Annotated in this window: 21 protein-coding genes and 1 pseudogene; 19 read left to right on the top strand and 3 right to left on the bottom strand. The window is 30.7% G+C overall.

Features of this window, described 5'->3' with window-relative positions; all coding sequences use genetic code 11:
• Nucleotides 1-359: 359 nt before the first annotated feature.
• From prdR to KGF48_RS06795, 18 genes and pseudogenes are all read left to right on the top strand, one after another.
• Nucleotides 360-2,120: a sigma-54 dependent transcriptional regulator PrdR gene (gene prdR / locus KGF48_RS06875; protein WP_227433706.1), complete on the top strand. Its 1,761-nt coding sequence runs from the start codon at nt 360-362 to the stop codon at nt 2,118-2,120.
• A gap of 441 nt (nt 2,121-2,561) precedes the next feature.
• Nucleotides 2,562-2,823 (top strand): annotated as a pseudogene (locus KGF48_RS20620) (D-proline reductase (dithiol) proprotein PrdA); the annotation flags it as partial.
• Between the two features lie 310 nt (nt 2,824-3,133).
• Nucleotides 3,134-5,011 (top strand): D-proline reductase (dithiol) proprotein PrdA, encoded by a 1,878-nt coding sequence (gene prdA / locus KGF48_RS06865; RefSeq protein WP_227840775.1) that lies wholly within the window; start codon nt 3,134-3,136, stop codon nt 5,009-5,011.
• Between the two features lie 81 nt (nt 5,012-5,092).
• Nucleotides 5,093-5,386 (top strand): CBO2463/CBO2479 domain-containing protein, encoded by a 294-nt coding sequence (locus KGF48_RS06860; RefSeq protein WP_227433709.1) that lies wholly within the window; start codon nt 5,093-5,095, stop codon nt 5,384-5,386.
• Nucleotides 5,387-5,423: 37 nt separating this feature from the next.
• On the top strand, nt 5,424-6,149 hold the full coding sequence (prdB, locus tag KGF48_RS06855) for a D-proline reductase (dithiol) protein PrdB (protein WP_079739805.1): 726 nt from the start codon (nt 5,424-5,426) through the stop codon (nt 6,147-6,149).
• Between the two features lie 79 nt (nt 6,150-6,228).
• Nucleotides 6,229-6,987 carry a proline reductase cluster protein PrdD gene (gene prdD / locus KGF48_RS20270; RefSeq protein WP_255287823.1) on the top strand — a complete coding sequence of 253 codons (759 nt, stop codon included), beginning with the start codon at nt 6,229-6,231 and terminating at the stop codon, nt 6,985-6,987.
• A 14-nt stretch (nt 6,988-7,001) separates the two neighbouring features.
• Nucleotides 7,002-7,469: a glycine/sarcosine/betaine reductase component B subunit gene (locus KGF48_RS20265; protein ID WP_054271688.1), complete on the top strand. Its 468-nt coding sequence runs from the start codon at nt 7,002-7,004 to the stop codon at nt 7,467-7,469.
• A gap of 25 nt (nt 7,470-7,494) precedes the next feature.
• Entirely contained in the window at nt 7,495-7,968 is a 474-nt protein-coding gene (locus tag KGF48_RS06845) for a glycine/sarcosine/betaine reductase component B subunit (protein ID WP_304521274.1), read from the top strand.
• A 19-nt stretch (nt 7,969-7,987) separates the two neighbouring features.
• Nucleotides 7,988-8,995: a proline racemase gene (locus KGF48_RS06840; protein ID WP_227828325.1), complete on the top strand. Its 1,008-nt coding sequence runs from the start codon at nt 7,988-7,990 to the stop codon at nt 8,993-8,995.
• A gap of 118 nt (nt 8,996-9,113) precedes the next feature.
• Nucleotides 9,114-9,995, top strand: coding sequence for a TSUP family transporter (locus KGF48_RS06835; protein WP_227828326.1), 882 nt, complete (start codon nt 9,114-9,116; stop codon nt 9,993-9,995).
• 634 nt (nt 9,996-10,629) lie between these two features.
• On the top strand, nt 10,630-11,265 hold the full coding sequence (locus KGF48_RS06830) for a single-stranded DNA-binding protein (protein WP_227433712.1): 636 nt from the start codon (nt 10,630-10,632) through the stop codon (nt 11,263-11,265).
• A 183-nt stretch (nt 11,266-11,448) separates the two neighbouring features.
• Nucleotides 11,449-12,018 carry a class I SAM-dependent methyltransferase gene (locus KGF48_RS06825; protein ID WP_227828327.1) on the top strand — a complete coding sequence of 190 codons (570 nt, stop codon included), beginning with the start codon at nt 11,449-11,451 and terminating at the stop codon, nt 12,016-12,018.
• A gap of 211 nt (nt 12,019-12,229) precedes the next feature.
• Nucleotides 12,230-14,005 (top strand): sigma 54-interacting transcriptional regulator, encoded by a 1,776-nt coding sequence (locus KGF48_RS06820; RefSeq protein ID WP_227828328.1) that lies wholly within the window; start codon nt 12,230-12,232, stop codon nt 14,003-14,005.
• Nucleotides 14,006-14,419: 414 nt separating this feature from the next.
• Entirely contained in the window at nt 14,420-15,727 is a 1,308-nt protein-coding gene (locus KGF48_RS06815) for a serine dehydratase subunit alpha family protein (RefSeq protein ID WP_227828329.1), read from the top strand.
• Between the two features lie 315 nt (nt 15,728-16,042).
• Nucleotides 16,043-16,582: a hypoxanthine phosphoribosyltransferase gene (hpt, locus tag KGF48_RS06810; protein ID WP_227828330.1), complete on the top strand. Its 540-nt coding sequence runs from the start codon at nt 16,043-16,045 to the stop codon at nt 16,580-16,582.
• Between the two features lie 259 nt (nt 16,583-16,841).
• A complete protein-coding gene (locus tag KGF48_RS06805; protein WP_227867854.1) occupies nt 16,842-17,375 on the top strand; it encodes a sigma-70 family RNA polymerase sigma factor in 534 nt (177 codons plus the stop codon).
• A 63-nt stretch (nt 17,376-17,438) separates the two neighbouring features.
• Complete coding sequence (locus KGF48_RS06800; RefSeq protein WP_227867853.1) at nt 17,439-18,656, top strand: DUF4179 domain-containing protein; 1,218 nt, start codon at nt 17,439-17,441, stop codon at nt 18,654-18,656.
• A 103-nt stretch (nt 18,657-18,759) separates the two neighbouring features.
• On the top strand, nt 18,760-20,427 hold the full coding sequence (locus tag KGF48_RS06795; RefSeq protein ID WP_227867852.1) for an exosporium protein: 1,668 nt from the start codon (nt 18,760-18,762) through the stop codon (nt 20,425-20,427).
• A 107-nt stretch (nt 20,428-20,534) separates the two neighbouring features.
• On the opposite strand, the gene dapB (KGF48_RS06790) is transcribed toward KGF48_RS06795, so the two are convergent.
• Nucleotides 20,535-21,290, bottom strand: coding sequence for a 4-hydroxy-tetrahydrodipicolinate reductase (gene dapB / locus KGF48_RS06790; protein ID WP_227839741.1), 756 nt, complete (start codon nt 21,288-21,290; stop codon nt 20,535-20,537).
• Between the two features lie 337 nt (nt 21,291-21,627).
• Here dapB (KGF48_RS06790) and KGF48_RS06785 point away from each other — a divergent pair, with 337 nt between their 5' ends.
• Nucleotides 21,628-22,617 carry an SPFH domain-containing protein gene (locus KGF48_RS06785; RefSeq protein WP_227824473.1) on the top strand — a complete coding sequence of 330 codons (990 nt, stop codon included), beginning with the start codon at nt 21,628-21,630 and terminating at the stop codon, nt 22,615-22,617.
• 352 nt (nt 22,618-22,969) lie between these two features.
• Here the strand turns inward: KGF48_RS06785 and dapD are convergent, their stop codons facing one another.
• On the bottom strand, nt 22,970-23,686 hold the full coding sequence (dapD, locus tag KGF48_RS06780; RefSeq protein WP_227828335.1) for a 2,3,4,5-tetrahydropyridine-2,6-dicarboxylate N-acetyltransferase: 717 nt from the start codon (nt 23,684-23,686) through the stop codon (nt 22,970-22,972).
• 196 nt (nt 23,687-23,882) lie between these two features.
• Nucleotides 23,883-24,632, bottom strand: coding sequence for a 4-hydroxy-tetrahydrodipicolinate reductase (gene dapB, locus KGF48_RS06775; protein ID WP_227433723.1), 750 nt, complete (start codon nt 24,630-24,632; stop codon nt 23,883-23,885).
• Nucleotides 24,633-24,636 lie beyond the last annotated feature (4 nt).

Below are 24,636 nucleotides of genomic sequence, written 5' to 3'. Positions count from 1 at the left end.
TCTAGATTATTATTTATTATTAAGTTTAAAAATACATTGTCTCAAATTGATTTAAAAATCGTTTTGAGACAATTTTTTTTGCGTAAGTATAACTTATTTTAAAGTATACACTGACTGTTTTATGAATAGAAAAATGGTTTGAAGGTGAAGATAGTATTGAAAAAGTAATATACTAAGTATATAATTCATTTCATTTTATTTGTATGAATTAAATGTCAATTTTAGGGATTATACAAATTTAGATATTAATCTCTTAAGAAATTTTAATATTAATTATTCAATAAATTATTATTATAATATGCTAGAATAAATATGTATAAATAAGTTTTGATGAGGTACTACTATAAAGGGGGGACTTTATGTTTTCGATACCAGAAGTAAAAAAAGTAGAAGAAGTAATGGATACAAAATTTACAACTATAGACGAAGACACAAAAATAGAAAGTGCAATAAAAGAAATGATAAGAAGCAATACAAAAACTCTAATGGTAATAGATTCATCTAGTGAATTAAAAGGCATTATATCTATGACTGATATACACAATCTTTATGAGATGCATAAGAAATATGAAGGCCAACCAGTAAAACTTATAATGAAAAAAGATGTTATATATGTCAGTGAAGGCTTAACCTTAGATGAGTGTAGAGATATAATGATATTAAAAAATATAGGGATTCTTCCTGTGCTTAGAGATAATAAAATTATTGGTGTCTTGAAACAAGAGCATATTAGAGATTATTTATACATGCACTTAGAAGATTATGGATTGACTTTAAAATACATTATAGGTCAGATTAAAGAAGGAATTTGTGCTATAAATAATGAAGGTGTTGTAATTTTATGGAATAATTTTATGGAAGAAAGGTATGATATAAAGTCTGAAGACATAGTGGGTCGACCGATGAACGAGTTTTTGGAAAATACTATTTCAGAAAAAGTATTGAATAGTAAAGTCGGTATGAGTGATTTATATTTTACTGACAAAAAAGAAAACATGTATGCATTAGTTCATGCAAATCCTATATTTTATAAAGAAGAATTTATTGGTGTTGTATGTACTGAAGTAGATGTTACAGAAGCTAAAATATTAGCTCTTGAACTTGAGAAAGTAAATGATACATTAAAATATTTAAAAGATGAAGTAAAAAATTTATCTAAAGGTAGCTTTGACAAGATTTTAGGTAAAAGTTATAAATTGGAAAAATCGAAAGCGATTGCAAAACAAGTAGCTAGAACCAACAGTAGTATATTCATTTGGGGCGAAAGTGGTACAGGTAAAGAAGTATTTGCTAGAGCTATTCACGATTATAGTGAGAGAAAAGGTCAATTTATACCTGTTAACTGTAGTGCTATACCAAATGAATTATTTGAAAGCGAATTTTTTGGTTATGAATCGGGTGCATTCACTGGAGCAAGTAAAAAAGGTAGAATAGGTATATTTGAACTTGCGAAGGATGGGACAGTATTTTTAGATGAAATCGCAGATTTACCTCTTAGTATGCAAGCTAAATTGCTTAGAGTATTGCAAGAAAAAGAAATAAGACGAGTTGGTGGAGATACCACAATAAAAATAAATCCTAGAATAATATCAGCTACTAATAAAGATTTAGAAAAAATGGTAAAAGCAGAAAAATTTAGAGAAGATTTATATTATAGATTAAATGTTGTGGAAATAAAAATACCACCCCTTAGAGAGAGAAAAGAAGATATAGGATTATTAGTGCATAGTTTCTTGGAAGAAATATGCAAACAAAATAATAAGCCTGTTCTTACAATAAGTAAAGATGTAATTGATATATTTCAAAATTATAGATGGAAAGGGAATATAAGGGAATTGAAAAACACAATCGAAAATATTGTTGTCTTATCCCAAAATCCTAGAATAGAAGTAGATGATGTACCAAGCTATATGATGGATTCTAGAAATAACAATACGGAGGAAGAAGAATATCCTCTAGATTTGACGAAAGCTACTCAAAAGATTGAAGTAAAAAATATAACAAAGGCACTTAAAATGTCTAATGGAAATAAAGCTAAGGCTGCTAAAATATTAAACATACCAAGAACAACGTTATATTATAAGATAGATCAGTATAAAATAGATGTGTCTAAAATATGACACATGACTAAATTTTGACAAAATAATAATCTTTAATTTCAAACCAAGCAAAATCAATGATTGGAGTGGTGTGATATATGTGGCTGTGTTAAAAAAAATAAAAAAGTGTTGATTAATTGACACTTTTTTTGTTTTGAGAAAATGTTTCCAAACATAAAAAACAGGGTATTGTAAATAAATATTTATATAATATTTGGCTAAAAATAGCGATAAAGGAAGGTTGTATTATAGAAAATATCTTTTTGTTAATAAGTTGGCATAGGAATTGCTTATATATAAAGTGACTTCAAATGAGAAAAAAATAGTATTAATTATGATGATTTATGTAGGTTAAAAGGTCTTGACACTTTGGGCTGTTAGTAGGGAACAGTAAATATGTTAATTATTGAGAGTGTTGAGGCATCAATATAAATTAAAATCAAATGAAGGAGGCATTTTATTATGTCAATAACTTTAGAAACAGCTCAAGCCCATGCAAATGACCCAGCAGTATGCTGCTGTAGATTTGAAGAAGGAACAATAATAGCACCAGAAAATTTAGAAGACCCAGCAATATTTGGAGATTTAGAAGATTCAGGATTATTAGTTATTCCAGAAAATCATTTAACAGTTGGTCAAGTATTAGGAGCTAAATTAACAAAAACTTTAGATGCACTATCTCCAATGACTACAGATAATGTAGAAGGATATAAAGTAGCAGAAACAGATGCTGAAGAATCTGCTAAAGAAGTAGAAGCTCCAGTCGCTCAAGTAACGCCAACTCAAGGTGCGACAGTTCAAGCTACAACAGGTCAAGTAATAAAAATACACATAAAAGAAGGTAAAGATATAAACTTAGAAATACCTTTGACAATAGCTGCTCAAATGGGAGTAGTATCACAAAAATAATAGTCAAAATATAACTATTAAAGCCGGTTTTAATTTACTTGATTCCTCAGTTAAGGGGTTACCTGTTGAGGAATCGAGATTTAAAATAATAAATAAGAAAATAATGTAAGGAGGTATTTTATACTATGTCAATAACTTTAGAAACAGCTCAAGCCCATGCAAATGACCCAGCAGTATGTTGTTGTAGATTTGAAGCGGGAACAATAATAGCACCAGAAAACTTAGAAGATCCAGCAATATTTGCAGACTTAGAGGATTCTGGATTATTAACAATACCAGAAAATGGATTAACTATAGGTCAAGTACTAGGAGCTAAGTTAAAAGAAACTTTAGATGCTCTATCTCCAATGACTACAGAAAATGTAGAAGGATACAAAGCAGGAGAAGCTAAAGAAGTAGTAGAAGAAGCAGTAGTAGAAGAAGCTCCAGCAGCTTTAGAAGCAGTAGTGCCAGTAAGCACAGGAGTTTTAGGTGAAACAGTTAAAATACACATAGGTGAAGGTAAAGATATAAGCTTAGAAATACCTTTATCAGTAGCTGGTCAAGCAGGAGTTGTTGCTCCAGTAGCAAACGTTGCTGCTCCAGTAGCAGGTGCAGTAGCAGAAGTAGCTCCAAAAGCTGAAGAAAAGAAATTATTAAGAAGCTTAACTAAAAAACACTTTAAAATAGACAAAGTTGAATTTGCTGATGAAACTAAAATAGAAGGAACTACTTTATACATCAGAAATGCAGCAGAAATATGTAAAGAAGCTAATGACACTCAAGAATTAGTTGTTGATGTTAAATTAGAAATAATAACTCCTGATAAGTATGAAACTTACAGTGAGGCTGTATTAGATATACAACCAATCGCTACTAAAGAAGAAGGCGAATTAGGTTCAGGTATAACAAGAGTTATAGATGGAGCTATAATGGTATTAACTGGTACAGATGAAGATGGAGTTCAAATAGGTGAATTCGGTTCTTCAGAAGGTGAATTAAATACTACTATAATGTGGGGTAGACCAGGTGCTGCTGACAAAGGTGAAATATTCATCAAAGGTCAAGTAACAATAAAAGCTGGAACTAACATGGAAAGACCAGGACCTTTAGCTGCTCACCGTGCTTTTGATTATATAACTCAAGAGATAAGAGAAGCTTTAAAGAAAGTTGACAACTCTTTAGTAGTAGACGAAGAAGTAATCGAGCAATACAGAAGAGAAGGTAAAAAGAAAGTTGTTGTTATAAAAGAAATAATGGGACAAGGTGCAATGCATGATAACTTAATATTACCAGTTGAACCAGTTGGTACATTAGGAGCTCAACCAAACGTTGACTTAGGAAACATGCCAGTTGTATTATCTCCACTTGAAGTATTAGATGGTGGTATCCATGCATTAACTTGTATAGGACCTGCATCAAAAGAAATGTCAAGACATTACTGGAGAGAGCCATTAGTAATAAGAGCTATGCAAGATGAAGAAATAGATTTAGTAGGTGTTGTATTTGTTGGTTCTCCACAAGTAAATGCTGAGAAATTCTATGTATCTAAGAGATTAGGTATGTTAGTTGAAGCTATGGAAGTTGATGGAGCTGTAGTAACTACTGAAGGTTTCGGAAACAACCATATAGATTTCGCATCTCACATAGAGCAAATAGGTATGAGAGGTATACCAGTAGTTGGTGTAACTTATTCAGCAGTTCAAGGTGCTCTAGTTGTTGGTAATAAATACATGACTCACATGGTAGACAATAACAAGTCTAAGCAAGGTATAGAAAATGAAATATTATCAAACAATACATTAGCTCCAGAAGAAGCTGTAAGAATCATGGCTATGCTTAAAAATGCTATTGCAGGTGTAGAAGTTAAAGCTCCTGAAAGAAAATGGAATCCAAATGTTAAGTTAAATAACATAGAGGCTATAGAAAAAGCTACAGGAGAAAAAATAGTATTAGAAGATAATGAGCAATCTTTACCAATGAGTAAGAAGAGAAGAGAAATATACGAAAAAGACGAAAACTAAAATTTAGATAATAACTAAGATTTAGATAACAATATAAATTTAGATCCAAGTTTAAAATAAGTATAGAGAGGTAAAATTATAATGGATAGATTAAAATATATCTCATCAGAGACTTTTTATGAGGGTGTTATAGTCGAAATCATGGGTGGTGGAGTAACTATAGACCTAAAAGGTAGACTTGGACAATTTAAAATACCTAATAGAATGCTTATAACTGACTACGAACTTAAGATAGGTCAAGAGGTTGGATTCATGCTAAGCTATCCTGAGGTATTAAGTCCAGAACCTAATCATGAGTATGTAGAAAATATTAGGAGAGAAAAAGAAAAGCAAGCAGAAATGCAAGCTAAAAAGAAGCAAGAAGAAGAAAAATAATAATTAATCGTTTGAAAATAGAAGGGAGAGGAAATATATGAGCCTTACAACAGTACAAGGACTTCAATCTGAAATATTTGTTCCAATAACACCTCCTCCAGTTTGGACTCCTGTAACTAAAGAATTAAAAGATATGACTATAGCTTTAGCTACAGCAGCTGGTGTTCACTTAAAATCTGACAAGAGATTTAATCTAGCAGGAGATACTACTTTTAGAGCTGTACCTAACACAGCTACAGTTGATGAAATGATGGTATCACATGGTGGATACGATAATGGAGATGTAAATAAAGATATAAACTGTATGTTCCCTATAGATAGATTACATGAATTAGCTGCAGAAGGATTTATAAAAGCAGTAGCTCCTATGCACTATGCATTCATGGGTGGTGGAGGAAACCAACATGTCTTCACTGAAGAAACTGGTCCTGCTATCGCTGCTAAACTTAAAGAAGAGGGAGTAGACGGTGTAGTCATGACAGCTGGCTGAGGTACTTGCCATAGAACTGCCGTGATCGTGCAGAGAGCAATAGAGGAAGCTGGAATACCTACAATAATAATCGCAGCTCTTCCTCCAGTAGTTAGACAAAACGGAACTCCTAGAGCAGTTGCTCCATTAGTTCCAATGGGTGCTAATGCTGGTGAACCACATAACATAGAAATGCAAACACATATATTAAGAGATACATTAGAGCAATTAGTTGCAATACCATCTGCTGGTAAGATAGTTCCATTACCATACGAATATAAAGCTCACGTTTAAAATGTAATTTATATTTGAAAATATAGAACCCTTCTCCTACATAATTAGGAGAGGGGTTTTAAGAACAAAGGTGGATATTATGGAAGAAAAAATAATGAGAAGACTTGTTATAAAACCGTTTCATATGAATGAAGTTAATTTCGGTTCAAAAACTTCTATAAAGAAAGATGTACTTACAATTGATTTATCAAGTATAGATGAAATAAAAGCAAGAGAAGATTTAATAACAGATATAAAAGTAGATATTATAAAACCTGGAGATTATGACAGGGAAATTAATACTATTATGGACATTATACCAATATCAACCAAAGTTTTAGGCAGATTGGGAGAGGGAATTACACATACTTTAACTGGTGTATACGTAATGCTAACTGGTGCAGACGAAGATGGAAATCAGATGCATGAATTTGGTTCTTCAGAAGGAATTTTGAGTGAACAAATGGTGTTTGGTAGATATGGGACTCCATCAGTTGAAGATTATATAATCCATGTGGATGTAACTCTTAAGGGAGGTTTACCTTTTGAAAGAACACTTCCACTTGCAGCATTTAAAGCATGTGATGATTTTATACAAGAAATAAGAACGTCTTTGAAAATGGAAGACGGAAGAAATGCTACTCAAGTTCGTGAATATTTTGACAAAATTCGACCAAATGCAAAAAAGGTTGTCATAGTAAAACAAATAGCAGGTCAAGGGGCTATGTATGACAATCAGTTATTCTCAAAGGAACCTAGTGGTTTTGAAGGAGGAACATCAATTATAGATATGGGAAATGTACCTATGATTATATCTCCTAATGAATATAGAGATGGTGCCCTTAGAGCTATGACTTAAGAGAGGTGGATATTATGGGAATAGGACCTTCAACAAAAGAAACATCTCTTCATCACTTTAGAGACCCACTTTTGGATATAGTTGAAAGTGATAAGGATGTAGATTTACTTGGAGTAATAGTAGTAGGAACTCCAGATGGAAATGAAAACAAAACTTTTGTAGGACAGAGAACAGCCGCTTGGCTGGAGGCTATGAGAGTAGATGGAGCTATAGTATCTTCAGATGGTTGGGGAAACTCACATGTTGACTATGCTAATACATTTGAAGAAATAGGAAAAAGAGATATACCTGTAGTTGGAGTGACATTTAATGGTACTCAAGCTAAATTTGTTGTAAGTAATCAATATATGAATACCATAGTTGATATGAACAAATCAAAAGAAGGTATTGAGACAGAAGTTGTTGGAGAAAACAACACAAATGAGATTGATGCTAAAAAAGCTTTAGCGTTTTTAAAATTAAAAATGAGAAAGCATGGATAAAAAATTTAAATAAGGGATGAGTTTTGTGGGAATTTCTACATCAATGAAAAACACATCACTTCAGATTTTTAGAGACCCATTACTTGATTTAATAGACAATGATCCTGACGTAGATTTGCTAGGAGTAGTTGTAGTTGGTACATCAGAGCACAATGAATGGAAATCCTTTTTATCAGCCAGGCTTGGAAGATGGATTGAAGCATTGCGACCTGATGGAGTGATTATAACCTTAGACATGGCAGGAAACCAGCATATTGATTTTACAAATGCTATATCAGAGTTTGTAAAATCAGACATACCTACAGTAGGTCTTACTATTATGGGAGCAGATGGTTTAGTAGTTACGAATCAGTATTTAGATAAAGCTACCATAATTGATTATAAAAAGACAACAGGCTACATAGAAACAGAAGTAGTTGGAGACAATCACATGGATGAAGTTGATGTAAAAAAAGCATTAGCTTTTCTAAAACTAAAAATGCGTAAAAACGCAAAATAAACCTAAGGGGGAATTTGATATGAAATTTAGCAGAAGTATACAAGCTATAGACTCTCATACAGCAGGAGAAGCAACTAGAATAGTTGTGGGTGGAATACCTAACATAAAAGGAAATTCTATGCCTGAGAAAAAAGAATATTTAGAAAAAAATCTAGATTATTTAAGAACTGCTATAATGTTAGAGCCAAGAGGACATAATGATATGTTTGGTTCTGTAATGACTCAACCTTGTTGTCCAGATGCTGACTTTGGAATAATCTTCATGGACGGTGGCGGATACCTTAATATGTGTGGCCATGGTACAATAGGAGCTATGACAGCAGCTATAGAAACAGGTGTAGTTCCAGCAGTAGAGCCTGTAACTCATGTAGTTATGGAAGCTCCAGCAGGAATAATAAGAGGAGATGTTACAGTTGTAGATGGAAAAGCTAAAGAAGTATCATTCTTAAACGTACCAGCTTTCTTATATAAAGAAGGTGTTGAAGTTGACTTACCAGGTGTTGGAACAGTTAAATTTGATATATCATTTGGTGGAAGCTTCTTTGCTATAATACATGCAAGTCAATTAGGTTTAAAAATAGAACCTCAAAATGCTGGTAAATTAACTGAACTAGCTATGAAACTTAGAGATATAATAAATGAAAAAATAGAAATACAACATCCAACTTTAGCTCATATAAAAACTGTAGATTTAGTTGAAATATATGATGAGCCAACTCATCCAGAAGCTACTTACAAAAACGTAGTTATATTTGGTCAAGGTCAAGTTGACAGATCTCCATGTGGAACTGGAACAAGTGCTAAATTAGCTACTTTACATGCTAAAGGTGAATTAAAAGTAGGAGAAAAATTCGTATATGAAAGTATATTAGGAACTTTATTCAAAGGTGAAATAGTTGAAGAAACTAAAGTTGCAGATTTCAATGCTGTAGTACCTAAGATAAGTGGTTCTGCTTATATAACTGGATTTAATCATTTTGTAATAGATGAAGAAGATCCACTTAAACATGGATTTATTCTTAAATAGAAACAAATAAATTGGGAAATTAAAATAGAATAGTAACCTCTTGTTGGTTACTATTCTATAGATTTTAGGCTATAAGATTCAGAATATATAAAAAAATAAAAAAATAGGAGGATGGATTATGGTAGCAATCTTAAAGGCATTATACGTAGTATTCGCAGCAATCTTTGCAGTTGTATTTGGTAAAGACGTAGCTAAAGCAAACAAAGAGGGGAAACTAGAAGAACAAAGTACTCCAAAAGTTGCTGTAACAGGATTTATAACAGATTTCTTTGATACATTAGGAATAGGCTCATTTGCTCCAACAATAGCAATGTCAAAAGCTTTAAAATTAAACATACCAGATAAGAAAATGCCTGGTACGTTAAACGTAGCACATACTATTCCAGTTGTTACTGAAGCATTTATATTCACATCAATCATACCAGTTGATGGTGTAACTCTAGTATCTATGGTTGTAGCAGCAGCAGTTGGTTCATACATAGGTGCAGGAATAATAGCTAAAATGGACGAAAGAAAGATACAAATGGTTATGGGTGTGACTCTAGCATTAACAGCAATATTAATGTTATTAGGTCATCCTTGGGTTAATGTATTACCAGGTGGAGGAAATGAATTAGGTCTTACTGGTGTTAAATTAGTAATAGGTGTATTAGGTAACTTTATATTAGGTGCTTTAATGACAGCTGGTATAGGTCTATATGCTCCAGGTATGGCAATGGTTTACTTCTTAGGAATGTCTGCAAAAGTTGCGTTCCCAATAGTTATGGGTTCTTGTGCATTATTAATGCCAGTTGCAAGTATGAAGTTCATAAAAGAAGATGCATATACTAAAAAAGCATCAGTTATAATAGCTATCTGTGGTTTAATAGGAGTTTTCGTAGCGGCATATATAGTAAAAACTTTACCAATGGATATATTAAAAGCATTAGTAATAATAGTTATAGCTTACACTTCTGCTACAATGATAATGGCTGCAAATAAAAATAAAAAGACTGCTTAGTATTTATTAAATATTACAGCTAACAATAAAAATTATAAACTGCTTTGGAACGTTAATATTAATGTTCTAAGGCAGTTTTTTATTTATTAGATATAATTATATAAAGCAACTAGTGTGCCAATTATGCAATATATATATAAATTTAGTATAAATGTAGCTATATTTTCTAAAGTTAGGCTGTAAACTGAAATTAAATATTTAAATTTAATGCTAGATGAAATAAAAAGTTAATATATTGATGTATATTAGCAAAAATATTAGTATAATAAGTCGAATATAACTTATAACTGAAGAAAATTGAGTTTATAATGACTTGATAATTATCTGAATCGTTTGAATTAATTTAAAATATTGATATTGCTTATGTGTATAAATTAGTGTTGAGTTATATATGACTTAAAAAGTGGATAAGAAGCAATTTAATAATCAATTTTGGTTAAAACAAATAATATATTATATAAATAATAGGACAATTTTATAGGCTTAAATCAAAAGATTAAATGAAATTTATAAATAAATAAAAAGTTTTAAACAGCAATCAAAGATTTGTAATAAAATACATCACTCACAAATATATTTATTATATAAGCTGATACCAGAAATATAAGAATTAACAATTGTGGAGGGATAAAATATGATAGCTGTTAAAGATGAGAATAACGTAGTAAACTTAAGAGGGGAGTTAGACAATAAGCTAGAATTTAGCCATGAGATATTTGGAGAGAAATTTTATAACGTGAAAATAAAGATAAACAGATTAAGTGATTCCTTTGATACACTTCCTATGACTGTGTCAGAAAGACTTCTTCAAGATATTGATATTAATAAACAAAATTTAGTCAATGTTGTAGGTCAATTGAGATCATATAATAAAACCTTAAATAATAAAAATAGATTAGTGCTTACAGTATTTGTTAGAGAAATAAAGGCTATAGAGGAGGAAAATAAGGACCCAAACAGCATATTTCTAGATGGGTATGTATGTAAAGAACCTGTGTATAGGAAAACTCCTTTAGGAAGGGAAATAACTGATTTATTAGTGGCTATAAACAGACCTTATAATAAATCTGATTATATACCATCAATAGTTTGGGGAAGAAATGCAAAGTTTGCAAAAAACTTAAAAGTTGGTGATAGAATACAGCTTTGGGGTAGAGTTCAAAGTAGAGAGTATGAGAAAAAAATAGATGAGGATAACGTAGTGAAAAAAATGGCATATGAAGTATCTATATCAAAAATAAAAAAATTAGATGAAAATAATAATGACTAAATATTAAAAATATATTGTTTTTTCATCAAAAAAACTAATAAATTTGCTATAATAATACATTAAAAATAAATAAAGATTGTTTAAAAAAATACTAATGAAATATCTCTTGAATAGTTGCTCGCCATTTATTATAATGTAATCTGTACATAATTTATAATTGAGAAAATGAAGAGGTGAAGCATTGTGAAAAGCATATTATATCAGATAAATAAACAGCCAGTTAAAGCTAAATATACATCTGATGAATTAGAATGTTTTTTAGATACAATTGAGTATAATGTAGGGGATAAAATATTGCTTGTTGGTCATATAGGAAACCTAGGCAAGAGACTGAGAGGTCTTGGTACTTCTGTAACGATATTAGAGAATAGTAACTATGAAGATGTATGTTATTCTTTAGTATATAATGAAAATTGCAATGTAGTTAAAGGTAAGTTAGAGTTTTTGCCATTTGATGATAATCAGTTCAACAAGATAATAATAGTAGACCAATTTAATGTTATTACAGATTGTGAAAAAGCTTCATCTGAAATACAAAGAGTTTTAAAAGGTAATGGAGAGGTTATATTAGAAGATTTAAACTTAAAAAATTTAAAAGTTAAACTAAACTATCTTAAGCATAAATTTTGTGGTTCTGTAGCAAAGATTCACTATCCACATGAAGTATTTAATATATTTTCAAGATTAAATTTTGATGGTATGATTAAAGAGTCAAATAAATTAAAATATATTTATGTGGGAAAAAGAAGATAAATGAGTTAAAATATAAATATGGATATAATATAAAAGACTAGGTTAAGCCTAGTCTTTTGTTATAAGGAGATGTAGATATGGAAATAAATTATGAGTTAATAATAATTGTTATGCTCTTTGTAATCCTAATGTCAATTCAATTTACTTTAAATAAGATATATTTAATCCTTAAGGAAATAAGACAAATACTCATGTTAAGAAAAAATAAGGAATGATAACTATGATAGATTTAGAATATATAAAATCTGATATTCAGAACATAGCTGAAGCTATAGTTTCAGTGCTCAATATAGATGTAACTATAGTAAATAGAAACTTATTTAGGATTGCAGGGACAGGTATATATGTGGACAAAATAGGTGAAAAAGTAGATAAATATACAGCTTTTAAAAAGTCACTTACAGAACAAATTACAATACTAATTGATGACCCAAAGAGCAGTGATATATGTAGAGAATGTTATAAAAATAATGTCTGTGTGGAGTTTGCAGAAGTATGTTGCCCAATTATATGTGATGGAGAGTCTTATGGTGTTATAGGTCTTATAGCCTTTACAAAAGAACAAGCACAGATTATAGAAAATAACAAAAGTGGACTTATAAACTTTTTATGTAAGATGGCAGACTTGATATCCAATAAACTAAAAGCTCAAATTAAAACGTACGAGTTAGAGTTAGAAAAGAAAAAATTAGAGACTTTATTAAACAATATGGATAAAGCTGTTGTGTCCATTGATGTAGATGGTAAGATTGATAAATATAATTCAAAGTTTAAAGAGCTTTTTAATCTAAAGGACAATATAACTGGGAAAGATATATTCACTGAGCTAGATTTTATAAAGAAACCTTCTATAAATAACTTTAAGAAGGACAAATCATGTAGCTTTTTTTATAGAAGATACGGATATGATTCAAAGGGGATATATAACATCAATAAAATAGTATTAAAAAATGAACTAAAAGGATATGTTATTGACTTTATAGATAAAAGAGATGCTATAAAAAACTACAATAAGATGAACAAAGATTATAAGATAAAACTGGAAAATATAATTGGAGAGAGTATAGCTATAAGAAATTCAAAAAAAGAAGCCCTAATGGCTTCTAAATCCACTTCAACAGTACTTATTACTGGTGAAAGTGGAACAGGTAAAGAGCTATTTGCAAGAGCTATACACAACCATAGTAATAGGGTAGATAATCCTTTTATAGCTGTAAACTGTGCAGCAATACCGGATAATTTATTAGAGAGTGAATTATTTGGATATGAAGAAGGTGCTTTTACAGGGGCTAAAAAAGGTGGAAAACTTGGTATGTTTGAAATAGCCCATAAAGGAAGCATATTTTTGGATGAAATAGGAGATATGAGCTTGCATTTACAGTCAAAGTTGTTGAGGGTATTACAAGAAAAAGAGCTCAATAAGATTGGAAGTAAATCAAATGTTCTGATAGATGTAAGAATTATTGCTGCGACAAATAAAGATTTAGAAAAAATGGTTCAAAATGAAACTTTTAGAGAAGATTTATATTATAGATTAAATGTTATACCAATAAAGCTCCCAAGTTTAAGAGAAAGAAAAGATGATATACCACTTATAATAAAGCATATGATTAAGGAATACTCAAAAAAACTAGATAAAAATGTTATTGATATAGACACTAGGGTTGTTGATGCTATGATTGAATATAAGTGGCCAGGCAATATAAGAGAATTGCAGAATATTATTGAATACAGTGTAAATATGTCTTCATCTCCAATAATTACAATGAATGTAATTCCTCAAAAGATTAAAAATACATCTATAGAAGAATTAGAAGTTAGAAGTGATAAGATAATTCCACTAGATGAACTTGAGAAAATTGAGATAATAAAAGCTTTAAATAAATACAAAGATTATAAAAGAGATAAAGAATTAACAGCTAAGGCACTTGGAATATCAAGAGCTACATTATATAGAAAAATTGAAAAATACAATATAATTTCTTAGTGATATAAAGTGATATAAGAATATAATAAAAAGTGATATAAAATTTAAATATAAACAAAAAGTAGTAGTATATAAAAGGTAGTAGTATATAAAAAGTAGTGGTTGTTTAAGCCTTCATATTCTAAAAAATAGTAATTATTAAAATAGTAATCGTCTCAAAATGATATAGAATCTCATTTTGAGATTTTTTTTTGTCTTTTTGCGAAATTGTCATCCATTTAGCAAGTGAAAAAAATATAAAACCTTCATATAAATAAAAAAAATATATAATTAAGGTTAGTTATTCCAATGTATGCACAATATTGAAATGAAAAAATGGACTAAAATAAAAAATATGGCATGTATTTTGCTACAAATATAGATAAGAAATTATTTAAGTACTAAAATTAAACTTAATTGGGAGGTTTATATATAATGAGAGATATAAGAAAAGAATTAGTGGAAATGTTAAAAGCAGAGGTTAAACCAGCAGTAGGATGTACTGAACCAGTAGCTTTAGCTCTAGCATGTGCCAAGGCAAAAGAATTACTAGGAGAAGAAATAGTAGAGAATCATATGTTGGTTAGCCCTAGTATCTATAAAAATGGTATGTGTGTAGGTATACCAGGAACTGAAAGATTAGGATTAAAAATAGCAGCAGCTCTAGGGATAATAGGAGGACATTCTGAAAACGGATTAAGTGTATTAGAAACTTTAACAAAGGAAGAAGTTAAAATAGCAGAAGATTATATGGATAATACTCCTTTATCAATAACACCTGCTGATACAAAAGAGAAAGTTTTTATAGAAGTTGCATTAAAAGGAGCAAATCACAATGCTAAAGTTAGAATAAGAACTAAACATGATAACTTTACATTCTTAGAAAAAGATGGAGAAGTATTATTGGATAATGAGCCAAAAGTATCAGTTTCAAATGCTTCAGCAGAAAAAGTTGAGAGCTTGATGGATACTGTAACTATACAAGAATTAATAAAGAATGTAGAAGGTATTGATTTTAAAGATATAGAGTTTTTACTAGATGGAGTAAAAATGAATGAAGAAATGGCTGAATATGGATTGAAACAAAAGACTGGAATTGGTGTTGGATACGGAATTAAAAAGTCTATGGAAGAAGGTCTTTTAGGTAATGATGTTATAAACTATGCAATGATGTTAACTGCTGGAGCTTCAGATGCAAGAATGGCAGGAGTAAAAATGCCTGTTATGAGTTCAAATGGTAGTGGAAATCATGGATTAACAGCAATTCTTCCAATAGTTGCTTACAATAAAAAATTCCCACAATCTGATGAAAGACTAGCAAAAGCTTTGGCTATATCTCATTTAGTAACTGGTTATATTAAGAATTATACAGGTAGATTATCTGCTGTATGTGGATGTGGAGTTGCAGCATCTACTGGGGCAACTGCTGGTATATCTTGGCTTATGGATGGAAGCGAAAAACAAATAGAAGGTGCAATAGAAAATATGATAGCTGACTTAAGTGGAATGATATGTGATGGAGCAAAAGCTGGCTGTGCATTAAAATTATCATCTGCTGCATCTGCTGCAATACAAAGTGCTATAATAGCTAAGCAAGACTGTTTTGTACCACCATTAAATGGTATAGTTGGTTCAAGTGTTGAGCAAAGTATACAAAACTTAGGAAGAGTAAGTGATAAAGGTATGTCTATAACAGATGAGATAATATTAAATGTAATGAATGATATGAATAAAGTTGATTAATATATTACAATATTTCTTATATTGCAATATATAGTGAAGGTGATATAAATAAATTTAATTAGTACCCTCTAATAAATTATGATTATATATAAATGGGAAAAACTTGCTAGTGCAAGTTTTTTCTTTTTTGTCTAAAATATATAGTATATGATTTAGTAGGGATATATGATTTACTTAAAATAGATAATATCTTGTTAATAATTGTTGAATATGCTTAAAAACTCAATAATATTGGCTAATATTGAATAAGAGTATTGAAAAAGTGAGCAATCTCTTATAAAATTAAGAAGGATTATTACAATTGGAGGTCTTTTTATGGATATAGAAACAAAAAAATGGGAAGTATTGTATTCAGAAGAAAAAATTAATGATAAATTAAAAGAATTAGGAGCGATTATAGAGAAGGATTACAAAAATAAAAATCTTATGATTGTGTCTCTATTAAAAGGAAGTTTTATATTCTGTGCAGATTTAGTTAGAAATATAAATTTACCTCTTAGAGTTAACTTTATGACTACTTCTAGTTATGGAAACAGTGAAGAGAGTACTGGAACGGTTAAAGTTGTTTCCGATGTAACTACTGATATAAAAGGATATGATGTATTGGTTGTAGATGATATTACTGACTCTGCATTGACTATGGATTTTGTTTTAAAGCATCTAAAAGCTAAAAATCCTGCTAGTTTAAAATGTTGTGTACTTTTAGACAAGCCAAGTAGAAGAAAGGTTGATTTAGTACCAGATTATTGTGGGTTTGAGATAGAAGACAAATTCGTAGTAGGATATGGATTTGACTTTGAAGATTACTATAGAAATGTTCCTTATATATTTAATGTAACTGATGAAGATAGATAAGCAATTTTTTAATTTTATAGATACCTCAATATAATTTTGATAAATTATATTGAGGTATCTTTTTATTTTGGGGTTTGATTTGGAGTTATCTTGTATTCGTATCAAGCTATAAGTTCAACATAGTAAAATTGTTTTGATAGTTTTATCCAAGCTTTGATTCTGTGTTTAGAAATATAAAAAAAATTTTAAAAATTTGATAGGAAATACGATTTTTAATTGTATTAGTAGTTGTAGAAGCTTTTACAAAGGAGGAGTTAACTTGGAGGATAAATTGATAATTAAAAACATAATAAAGAAAAAAGAAAAGGGTATGGAAATGCTTATAGATGAGTATGGGAATTTTATAGCATCTATAGTTAGAAGGACTCTTATGGATGCTAGAATTTATGAGGAAGAATGTGTTGATGATGTGCTTTTGTCAATCTGGAATAACATAGAAAAATTTGATAATGAAAAAAACTCTTTTAAAAACTGGATAGGTTCTATTTCTAAATACAGAGCAATTAATTATAGGAAAAAGTATATAAGTAATAATACTTATTTAAATATAGAACATGAAGAAATACCATATATAGATAAAGAGTTGGATATGAGAGAAATTAAAGAGGAAATAAATGACCTTATAAGCACATTAAATGATAAAGATGCAGAAATTTTTAGAAGGTATTATTTAGAAGATATATCACTAAAGGATATAGCTATACAAAATGAAACCACTGTTGAAAACTTACATAATAGATTATCAAGAGGAAGAAAGAAGTTGAGACTGCATTTAAATAAAAAGAAAGCTTAGAGATAATAGATAAGATAATTAAGGATTTAAATATAGAAAATATAGAATAAAAGGAGAGTTTTTATGAAAGATAAATTTGGTTTATTTAATGAAACAAATATAGATATAGAAAAATACGATGATATTGTATTAAGTAATGAAGAAAAGGATGAAATGAAGAAGAGAATGAAATCTAAGATTCAATATAGTAAAAAGAATAATTTTAAGAGATATGCTTTAGTAGGAGGATTATCAGTAGTTATTTTAGGTTCAACTGCATTTACTAATGAAACTACCTTGGCATATATGCAACATCTTGGAAAGCAGATAGAATATTTCTTTAATAAGGATACTGAAGAACTTAAACCTTATAAAAATATTGTAGATGATGTTGCTACAGATAAAGGAATAGATATAAAGTTAAATGAGATTATGCTTGGTGATGGAGAATTATTTTTAAATATAAGTGTTGATGATAGCAAACTTGATAAAGATGCTTTGGGCTTAAAGAAACAAGGAGGATTCTTAGGAATTGATGATATCAAAATAAAGGTTGGAGATATGAACTTTGTTTCAATAACAGGGCCTTCTACATCAGAAAAAAATAAAGATGGTACTACTAATATGGTTATGACTTGTAAGCTTGATAATCTAGATAAAGATGGAGATGGAAAAGGGGATGTCGAAAATTTTGATTTACTAAAAAATGTGGATTTAAATAAAGACTATGATATAAATATAAGTATAAATAAAGTTGAATATGAGTTAAATAAGGATATAAAAACATCAAAAGAGATAGAGGTAGGAAATATGGGAGGAGTAGAAGGTGAACACCTAAATGGATATCTTAGTGGACAATGGCAATTTAATACAAGTATAAATGGTTCAAATATAGTCAAAGATACAAAAATTTATAATGTAGATAAAAATGTAAAATTAAAAAATAAAAATATTGATGTTGATTTAGTATTAAAAGAAGTAAGGGTTTCTCCTACCAAAATCAGAGTGATTTACGGATTTAAAACTAACAAATATAATTTCAATAAAGGTGATGATACACCAAAGATACTTGAGTTTGCACTTAAAGATGGAAGAGGAAAAGATTTAGAATTACTTAGTGGTGCAGGAGGTTATGACTTAAGTTACTCTAAAGGTAATTATATTGAATCTTCTTTAGAATATGAAATTAAGAAAGATGTTAAAAAACTAAAAATAACTCCAATAATAGAAGATTGGAGTAAAGAAATTAATAATATAACAGAATTTAAAAAACAAGGTATCGATGTTGATATAAGTAAATAGATGTATTATCACATAATAAATTGTCTATTCATATAATTATATAGAGCAATATTAGATACTTGTCTAATATTGCTCTAATTTTAAAATAGGGAGAATTTATTATATGGATGATTACAAAGATAATTCAGGTCCAAGTTTATATCAAGATGTAGGACCAACGGGACCAATAGGTCCGACAGGTCCTAAAGGAGCAACAGGGGCAACAGGAGCCAATGGAATAACAGGTCCAACAGGAAACACAGGAGCAACAGGAGCAAACGGAATAACAGGTCCAACAGGAAACACAGGAGCAACAGGAGCAAATGGAGCAACTGGAGAAACAGGGCCTAGAGGGGCAACAGGGGCAACAGGAGCCAATGGAATAACAGGTCCAACAGGAAATACAGGAGCAACAGGAGCCAATGGAATAACAGGTCCAACAGGGAACAAAGGAGCAACAGGAGCAAATGGAGTAACAGGAGCAACTGGTCCAGCAGGAGCAACCGGAGCGACAGGGACAACAGGAATAACAGGAGCAACAGGAGCAACAGGGGCAAATGGAATAACAGGCCCAACAGGGGTAACAGGAGCAACAGGAGCAACAGGGGCAAATGGAATAACAGGCCCAACAGGAAACACAGGAGCAACAGGAGCAAATGGAGTAACAGGAGCAACAGGAGCAGATGGAGCAACAGGAGTAACAGGCCCAACAGGAAATACAGGAGCAACAGGAGCAGATGGAGTAACAGGAGCAACAGGGGCAATAGGGGCAACAGGTCCAACAGGAGCAGATGGAGCAGTAGGTCCAACAGGAGCAGTAGGAGCAACAGGTCCAGATGGAGAGGTAGGTCCAACAGGAGCAGATGGAGTAACAGGACCAACAGGAGCAGATGGAGCAGTAGGTCCAACAGGAAATACAGGAGCAACAGGAGCAGATGGAGCAGTAGGTCCAACAGGAAATACAGGAGCAACAGGAGCAGATGGAGCAGTAGGTCCAACAGGAGCAGTAGGAGCAACAGGTCCAACAGGAGCAGATGGAGAGGTAGGTCCAACAGGACAGACAGGAGCAACAGGAGCAGATGGAGCAGTAGGCCCAACAGGAGCGACAGGAGCGACAGGACAGACAGGAGCAACAGGAGCAGTGGGAGCAACAGGCCCAACCGGAGCAGATGGAGTAGCTGGAGCAACAGGGGCAACAGGGGCAACTGGAGTAGGTGGAGCAGTAGGTCCAACAGGGGCAGTAGGAGCGACAGGTCCAACAGGAGCAGTAGGTTCAATAGGTCCAACAGGAGCAACTGGAGCCAATGGAGCAACAGGTCCAACAGGGAATACAGGAGCAACTGGAGCCAATGGAGCAACAGGTCCAACAGGAAATACAGGAGCAACTGGAGTATTGGCATCGAACAATGCACAATTTATAGTTTCATCTCCAAGTTTAACAAATAACTCACTAGTGACGTTTAACTCATCATTTATAAATGGAACAAATATAACTTTACCAACAAGTAACACTATAAACCTTGCAGTTGGAGGTATATATAATGTATCCTTTGGTATACGTGCTACACTTTCACTTGCAGGATTTATGGCAATTACTACTAATTTTAATGGCGCAGCTCAAAATAATTTTATTGCAAAAGCAGTAAATACTCTTACTTCATCAGATGTAAGTGTAGGATTGGATTTTTTAGTTGATGCTAGAGCAGCAGCTGTTACTTTAAGCTTTACATTTAATTCAGGCACAACAGGAACTTCACCATTTGGATTTGTTTCAGTCTATAGAATACAATAATTAGTTTTATAGGTGAAGAAAAAAGATAAATAAAATCTCAATCTATTAGATATTCAAATTGATAAATCTGAATATCTAAGTAGATTGAGATTCATTATGTATAAAAACTACCCTAATATATCTGACATTTTATAAAGCCCAGACTTTCTACCAACTAAAAATTTAGCTGCAACAATAGAACCATCTGCAAAGACTTCATCAGATTGAGAATGGTGACTTAATGTAAGAACTTCATTATCTCCTGCAAATATAACATCATGGTCACTGATTATATTTCCACCTCTTATAGAATGGATTCCAATTTCATTTGCTTTTCTTTTGCAATCTCTACCATATCTTCCATATTTATTTTCACTTTCAGGTAAGACCTCTTTAATTGCATTGGCTATCATAGTAGCAGTACCACTAGGAGCATCTTCTTTTCTATTATGATGCTTTTCTATGATTTCTATATCAAAACCTTCTAACATTTTTGATGCATCTTTAACTAATTTTATTAAAATATTTACACCTAGAGATGTATTTGAGGATAATAATATAGGAATATTTTTTGATGCTTTTTCTATTTTATTTAATTCATCCTCATCATATCCAGTAGTAGCTAATACTACAGGTGTATTGTTTTTTAGTGCATATGACAAGATTGGGTCTAAAGTTTCATGATGTGAGAAATCTATTATAACATCAGCTTTTTCAGTTACATCAGTCATTGTTTTATAAAGCTTCGTATCTCCATGATAAGCATTTTCATCAGCAGACCTAGCTACACCACAAACTAACTCTAATTCACTATCTTTTTTTACACATTCTGCTAACACTCTTCCCATTGTTCCATTATAACCACTAATTATAACTTTTAACATAAAATCCTCCTATGAAATTAATAAAAATTTGTTATATTTCTATAGGTTTATTTTATCACTAATATAATTTATATAAAATAATATTAGTGATAATAAACTTATAATTTACTGGATATTAAAAAAATTGTATTTAGATTTAATATGTATTAAATATAAGTTCATATATCATAAAATTTACTTAAAAATCAATACTAATATGTTAAAATTACTAAAGATGTGTCTTTAAAAATATATAAATCTAGAGTATTAATTTTAAACTCAACAATTTGAGCATTAAAAGTGATATTATTAAATTAGAAGTATCTTAACTTAATATAATAAGATGGGAGAGATGGCTATGTTAAAGGAAGAAAAAACTTATCAAGAAAAGGATGCTAAAGCATTTAATGGAGTAGTAGCTTTGATAATGATTATCTTATTTTTAGTAGTTTCAATAGGTGTTATGGTTTTTGGAATAATAAAACTTGACAATGGATTCACTGGAATAGGTTCATTTATGTTAGTTTTAAGTATTTTATTTATTGTGATAGATTTTATACTGTGTTTTGGACTAAAAATGATTAATCCAAAAGAGGCTATTGTTCTAGTTTTATTTGGGAACTACTATGGAACTATAAAAAAAGAAGGATACTATTGGGTAAATCCATTTTGTTCAGCAGTAAATCCAACATCATCAGGAATTAATGTATCAAAATCTTCATCTACTGAAAAAGTAGATATATCCTCTAATCCAAGAGGAAAGAAAGTATCTTTAAAAACAATGACTCTTAATAATGAAAAACAAAAAGTTAATGATTTATTAGGAAATCCTATTATAATAGGTGTTGTTGTAATTTGGAAAGTTATAGATGCAACTAAAGCTGTATTTAATGTTGATAATTATAATACTTTTTTATCAATTCAATGTGATTCAACTATTCGTAATGTTTCAAGACTTTACCCATATGATGTGTCTGAAGATGGTGATGAAAAATCTCTTCGTGGTAGTAGTCAAGAAATAGCAGATAAATTACAAAAAGAGTTACAATCTAGAGTAGATATTGCAGGAATTGAAGTATGTGAAGTAAGAATTACTCACCTTTCTTATGCACCAGAGATTGCAGCAGCTATGTTACAACGTCAACAAGCAGAAGCTATAATAGCAGCACGTAAAAAGATTGTTGAAGGGGCTGTAAGTATGGTAGAGATGGCATTAACTAATTTAAGTGAGAATAATGTTGTGACTTTAGATGAGGAACATAAAGCTGCTATGGTAAGCAATTTATTGGTTGTTCTTTGTGGTAATAAAGATGCACAACCAGTAGTAAACAGTGGTTCAATTTATTAGTATAGAAGTAAATACCAATTAAGAGCATTTAACTATTGTGTAAGTAAATCAAGAGTGTTTAACTTGTATATATGTAAATCAGTAAATTAAGGATATTTTAATTAGTGTGTAAGGAAACCAATAAATTAAGAATGTTTAAATTGCATGCAAGTAAACTAGCAAATTAATGGTATTTAACAAAGATAAATTAAAAGGCTATAAAAAGAGGAGGGTGTCTCAAAATGAACTTTTTAGTTCATGAGACACTCTTTTTTGTATGAAATCAAATATATTTTCATCATTTCAACAATGAAAAAGAGGCTTATCTCTCTATTTTGAGACAGCCCCTTTTAATTAATAATATTATTTCTAATTAGTCTAAATTTCTAAGGTCTTCCATAAGTTTAGTCTTGTCAGCCGTTTTTTCGTCTTTCATTTTTATAACTTTAGCAGGAGAACCAGCAACAACAGCACCAGCTTCTACGTCAGTAGTTACAACAGCACCAGCTGCAACAACAGCACCTTTACCGATTCTAACACCTTCAAGAACAACTGCATTAGCTCCTATTAAAACATCATCTTCAACTATAACAGGAGTAGCAGAAGGTGGCTCTAAAACACCAGCAACAACAGCACCAGCACCTAAATGAACATTTTTACCAAGAGTACCTCTAGCACCAATAACAGCATTCATATCTACCATAGAACCTTCACCAACAACAGCTCCTATATTTATAACAGCTCCCATCATTACAACAGCATTTTTTTCTATAGTAACCATGTCTCTTATTATTGCACCTGGTTCGATTCTTGCATGTTCACTTAAAGTATTTTTTAGAGGAATAGCAGAATTTCTTCTATCATATTCTACATGAGTATCTATTATATCGTTACCATGTTTATCTAATACTTCCATTATATCCTCATAGTCACCTACAAATACATAAGAACCATTGTTTCCAAATACTTTAAATTTATCAGTTGATTGGAAATGTAAAGAGTTAGTATTTACATATACTTTAACAGGTGTTTTCTTTTTAACTTCCTTTATATATCTTGCTATTTCATAAGCATCGTTTAAATTTACCATTTGTTAATTCTCCTTGTATTTCATTATATTTCTTTTATTATATACTCATATATACTAATTTATCAACTTTAGTATATACTTACTATTATTTATTTTTTAATAGCATTATTATTTTAGCATAATATTGAGTAAATTTATTTATTATATCATATATCTTTTACTTGTGTATATTTTTTATTTGTGATATAGATTTTTACTATCCTAACATACTATCCATGTTATAAAATCCTGGTTTTTGTTTAACTAAGTATTTAGCAGCAGCTATAGAACCACTTGCAAAAATACCACGAGATTGAGCTTGATGACTTATTGTAAGGACTTCGTTATCTCCAGCAAATAGAGCATCATGTTCACCAACAATATTTCCACCTCTTATAGCATGGATACCAACCTCATTTGGTTGTCTTTTTGCACTACGCCCATATCTACCATAATTATTTTCAACGTTTGGTAAAACCTCTTTTATAGCGTTAGCAATCATAACAGCTGTGCCACTTGGGGCATCTACTTTTCTGTTGTGATGTTTTTCTATTATTTCTATATCGAATCCTTCTAATAATTTAGCTGCATCTTTAACCAATTTCACTAATACATTTACACCAAGAGACATATTATATGATTGGAATACAGGAATAACTTTAGCCGCTTCATGTATTCTATTAATTTCTTCATCATTATATCCAGTAGTAGCAATTACTAAAGGAGTTTTAGTTTTTAAAACATAAGATAAAATATTATCTAGATTAGAGTGATGAGAAAAATCTATAACTACATCAGCTTCTTCAACTATAGTATTCATATCTTCATAAATTTTAAGATTGCCTTCACAGCTATCCATACCTCTAGCTGCAACACAAACTAATTCTAGTTCACTATCATCTCTTATAGTATCGGCTAAAATCTTGCCCATTTTTCCATCATAACCAGTTGCTATAACTTTTAACATAATT

Source organism: Clostridioides sp. ZZV15-6388 (assembly GCF_020657755.1).
Taxonomy (GTDB): Bacteria; Bacillota; Clostridia; order Peptostreptococcales; family Peptostreptococcaceae; genus Clostridioides.
This window is presented reverse-complemented; position numbering and strand designations above follow the sequence as displayed.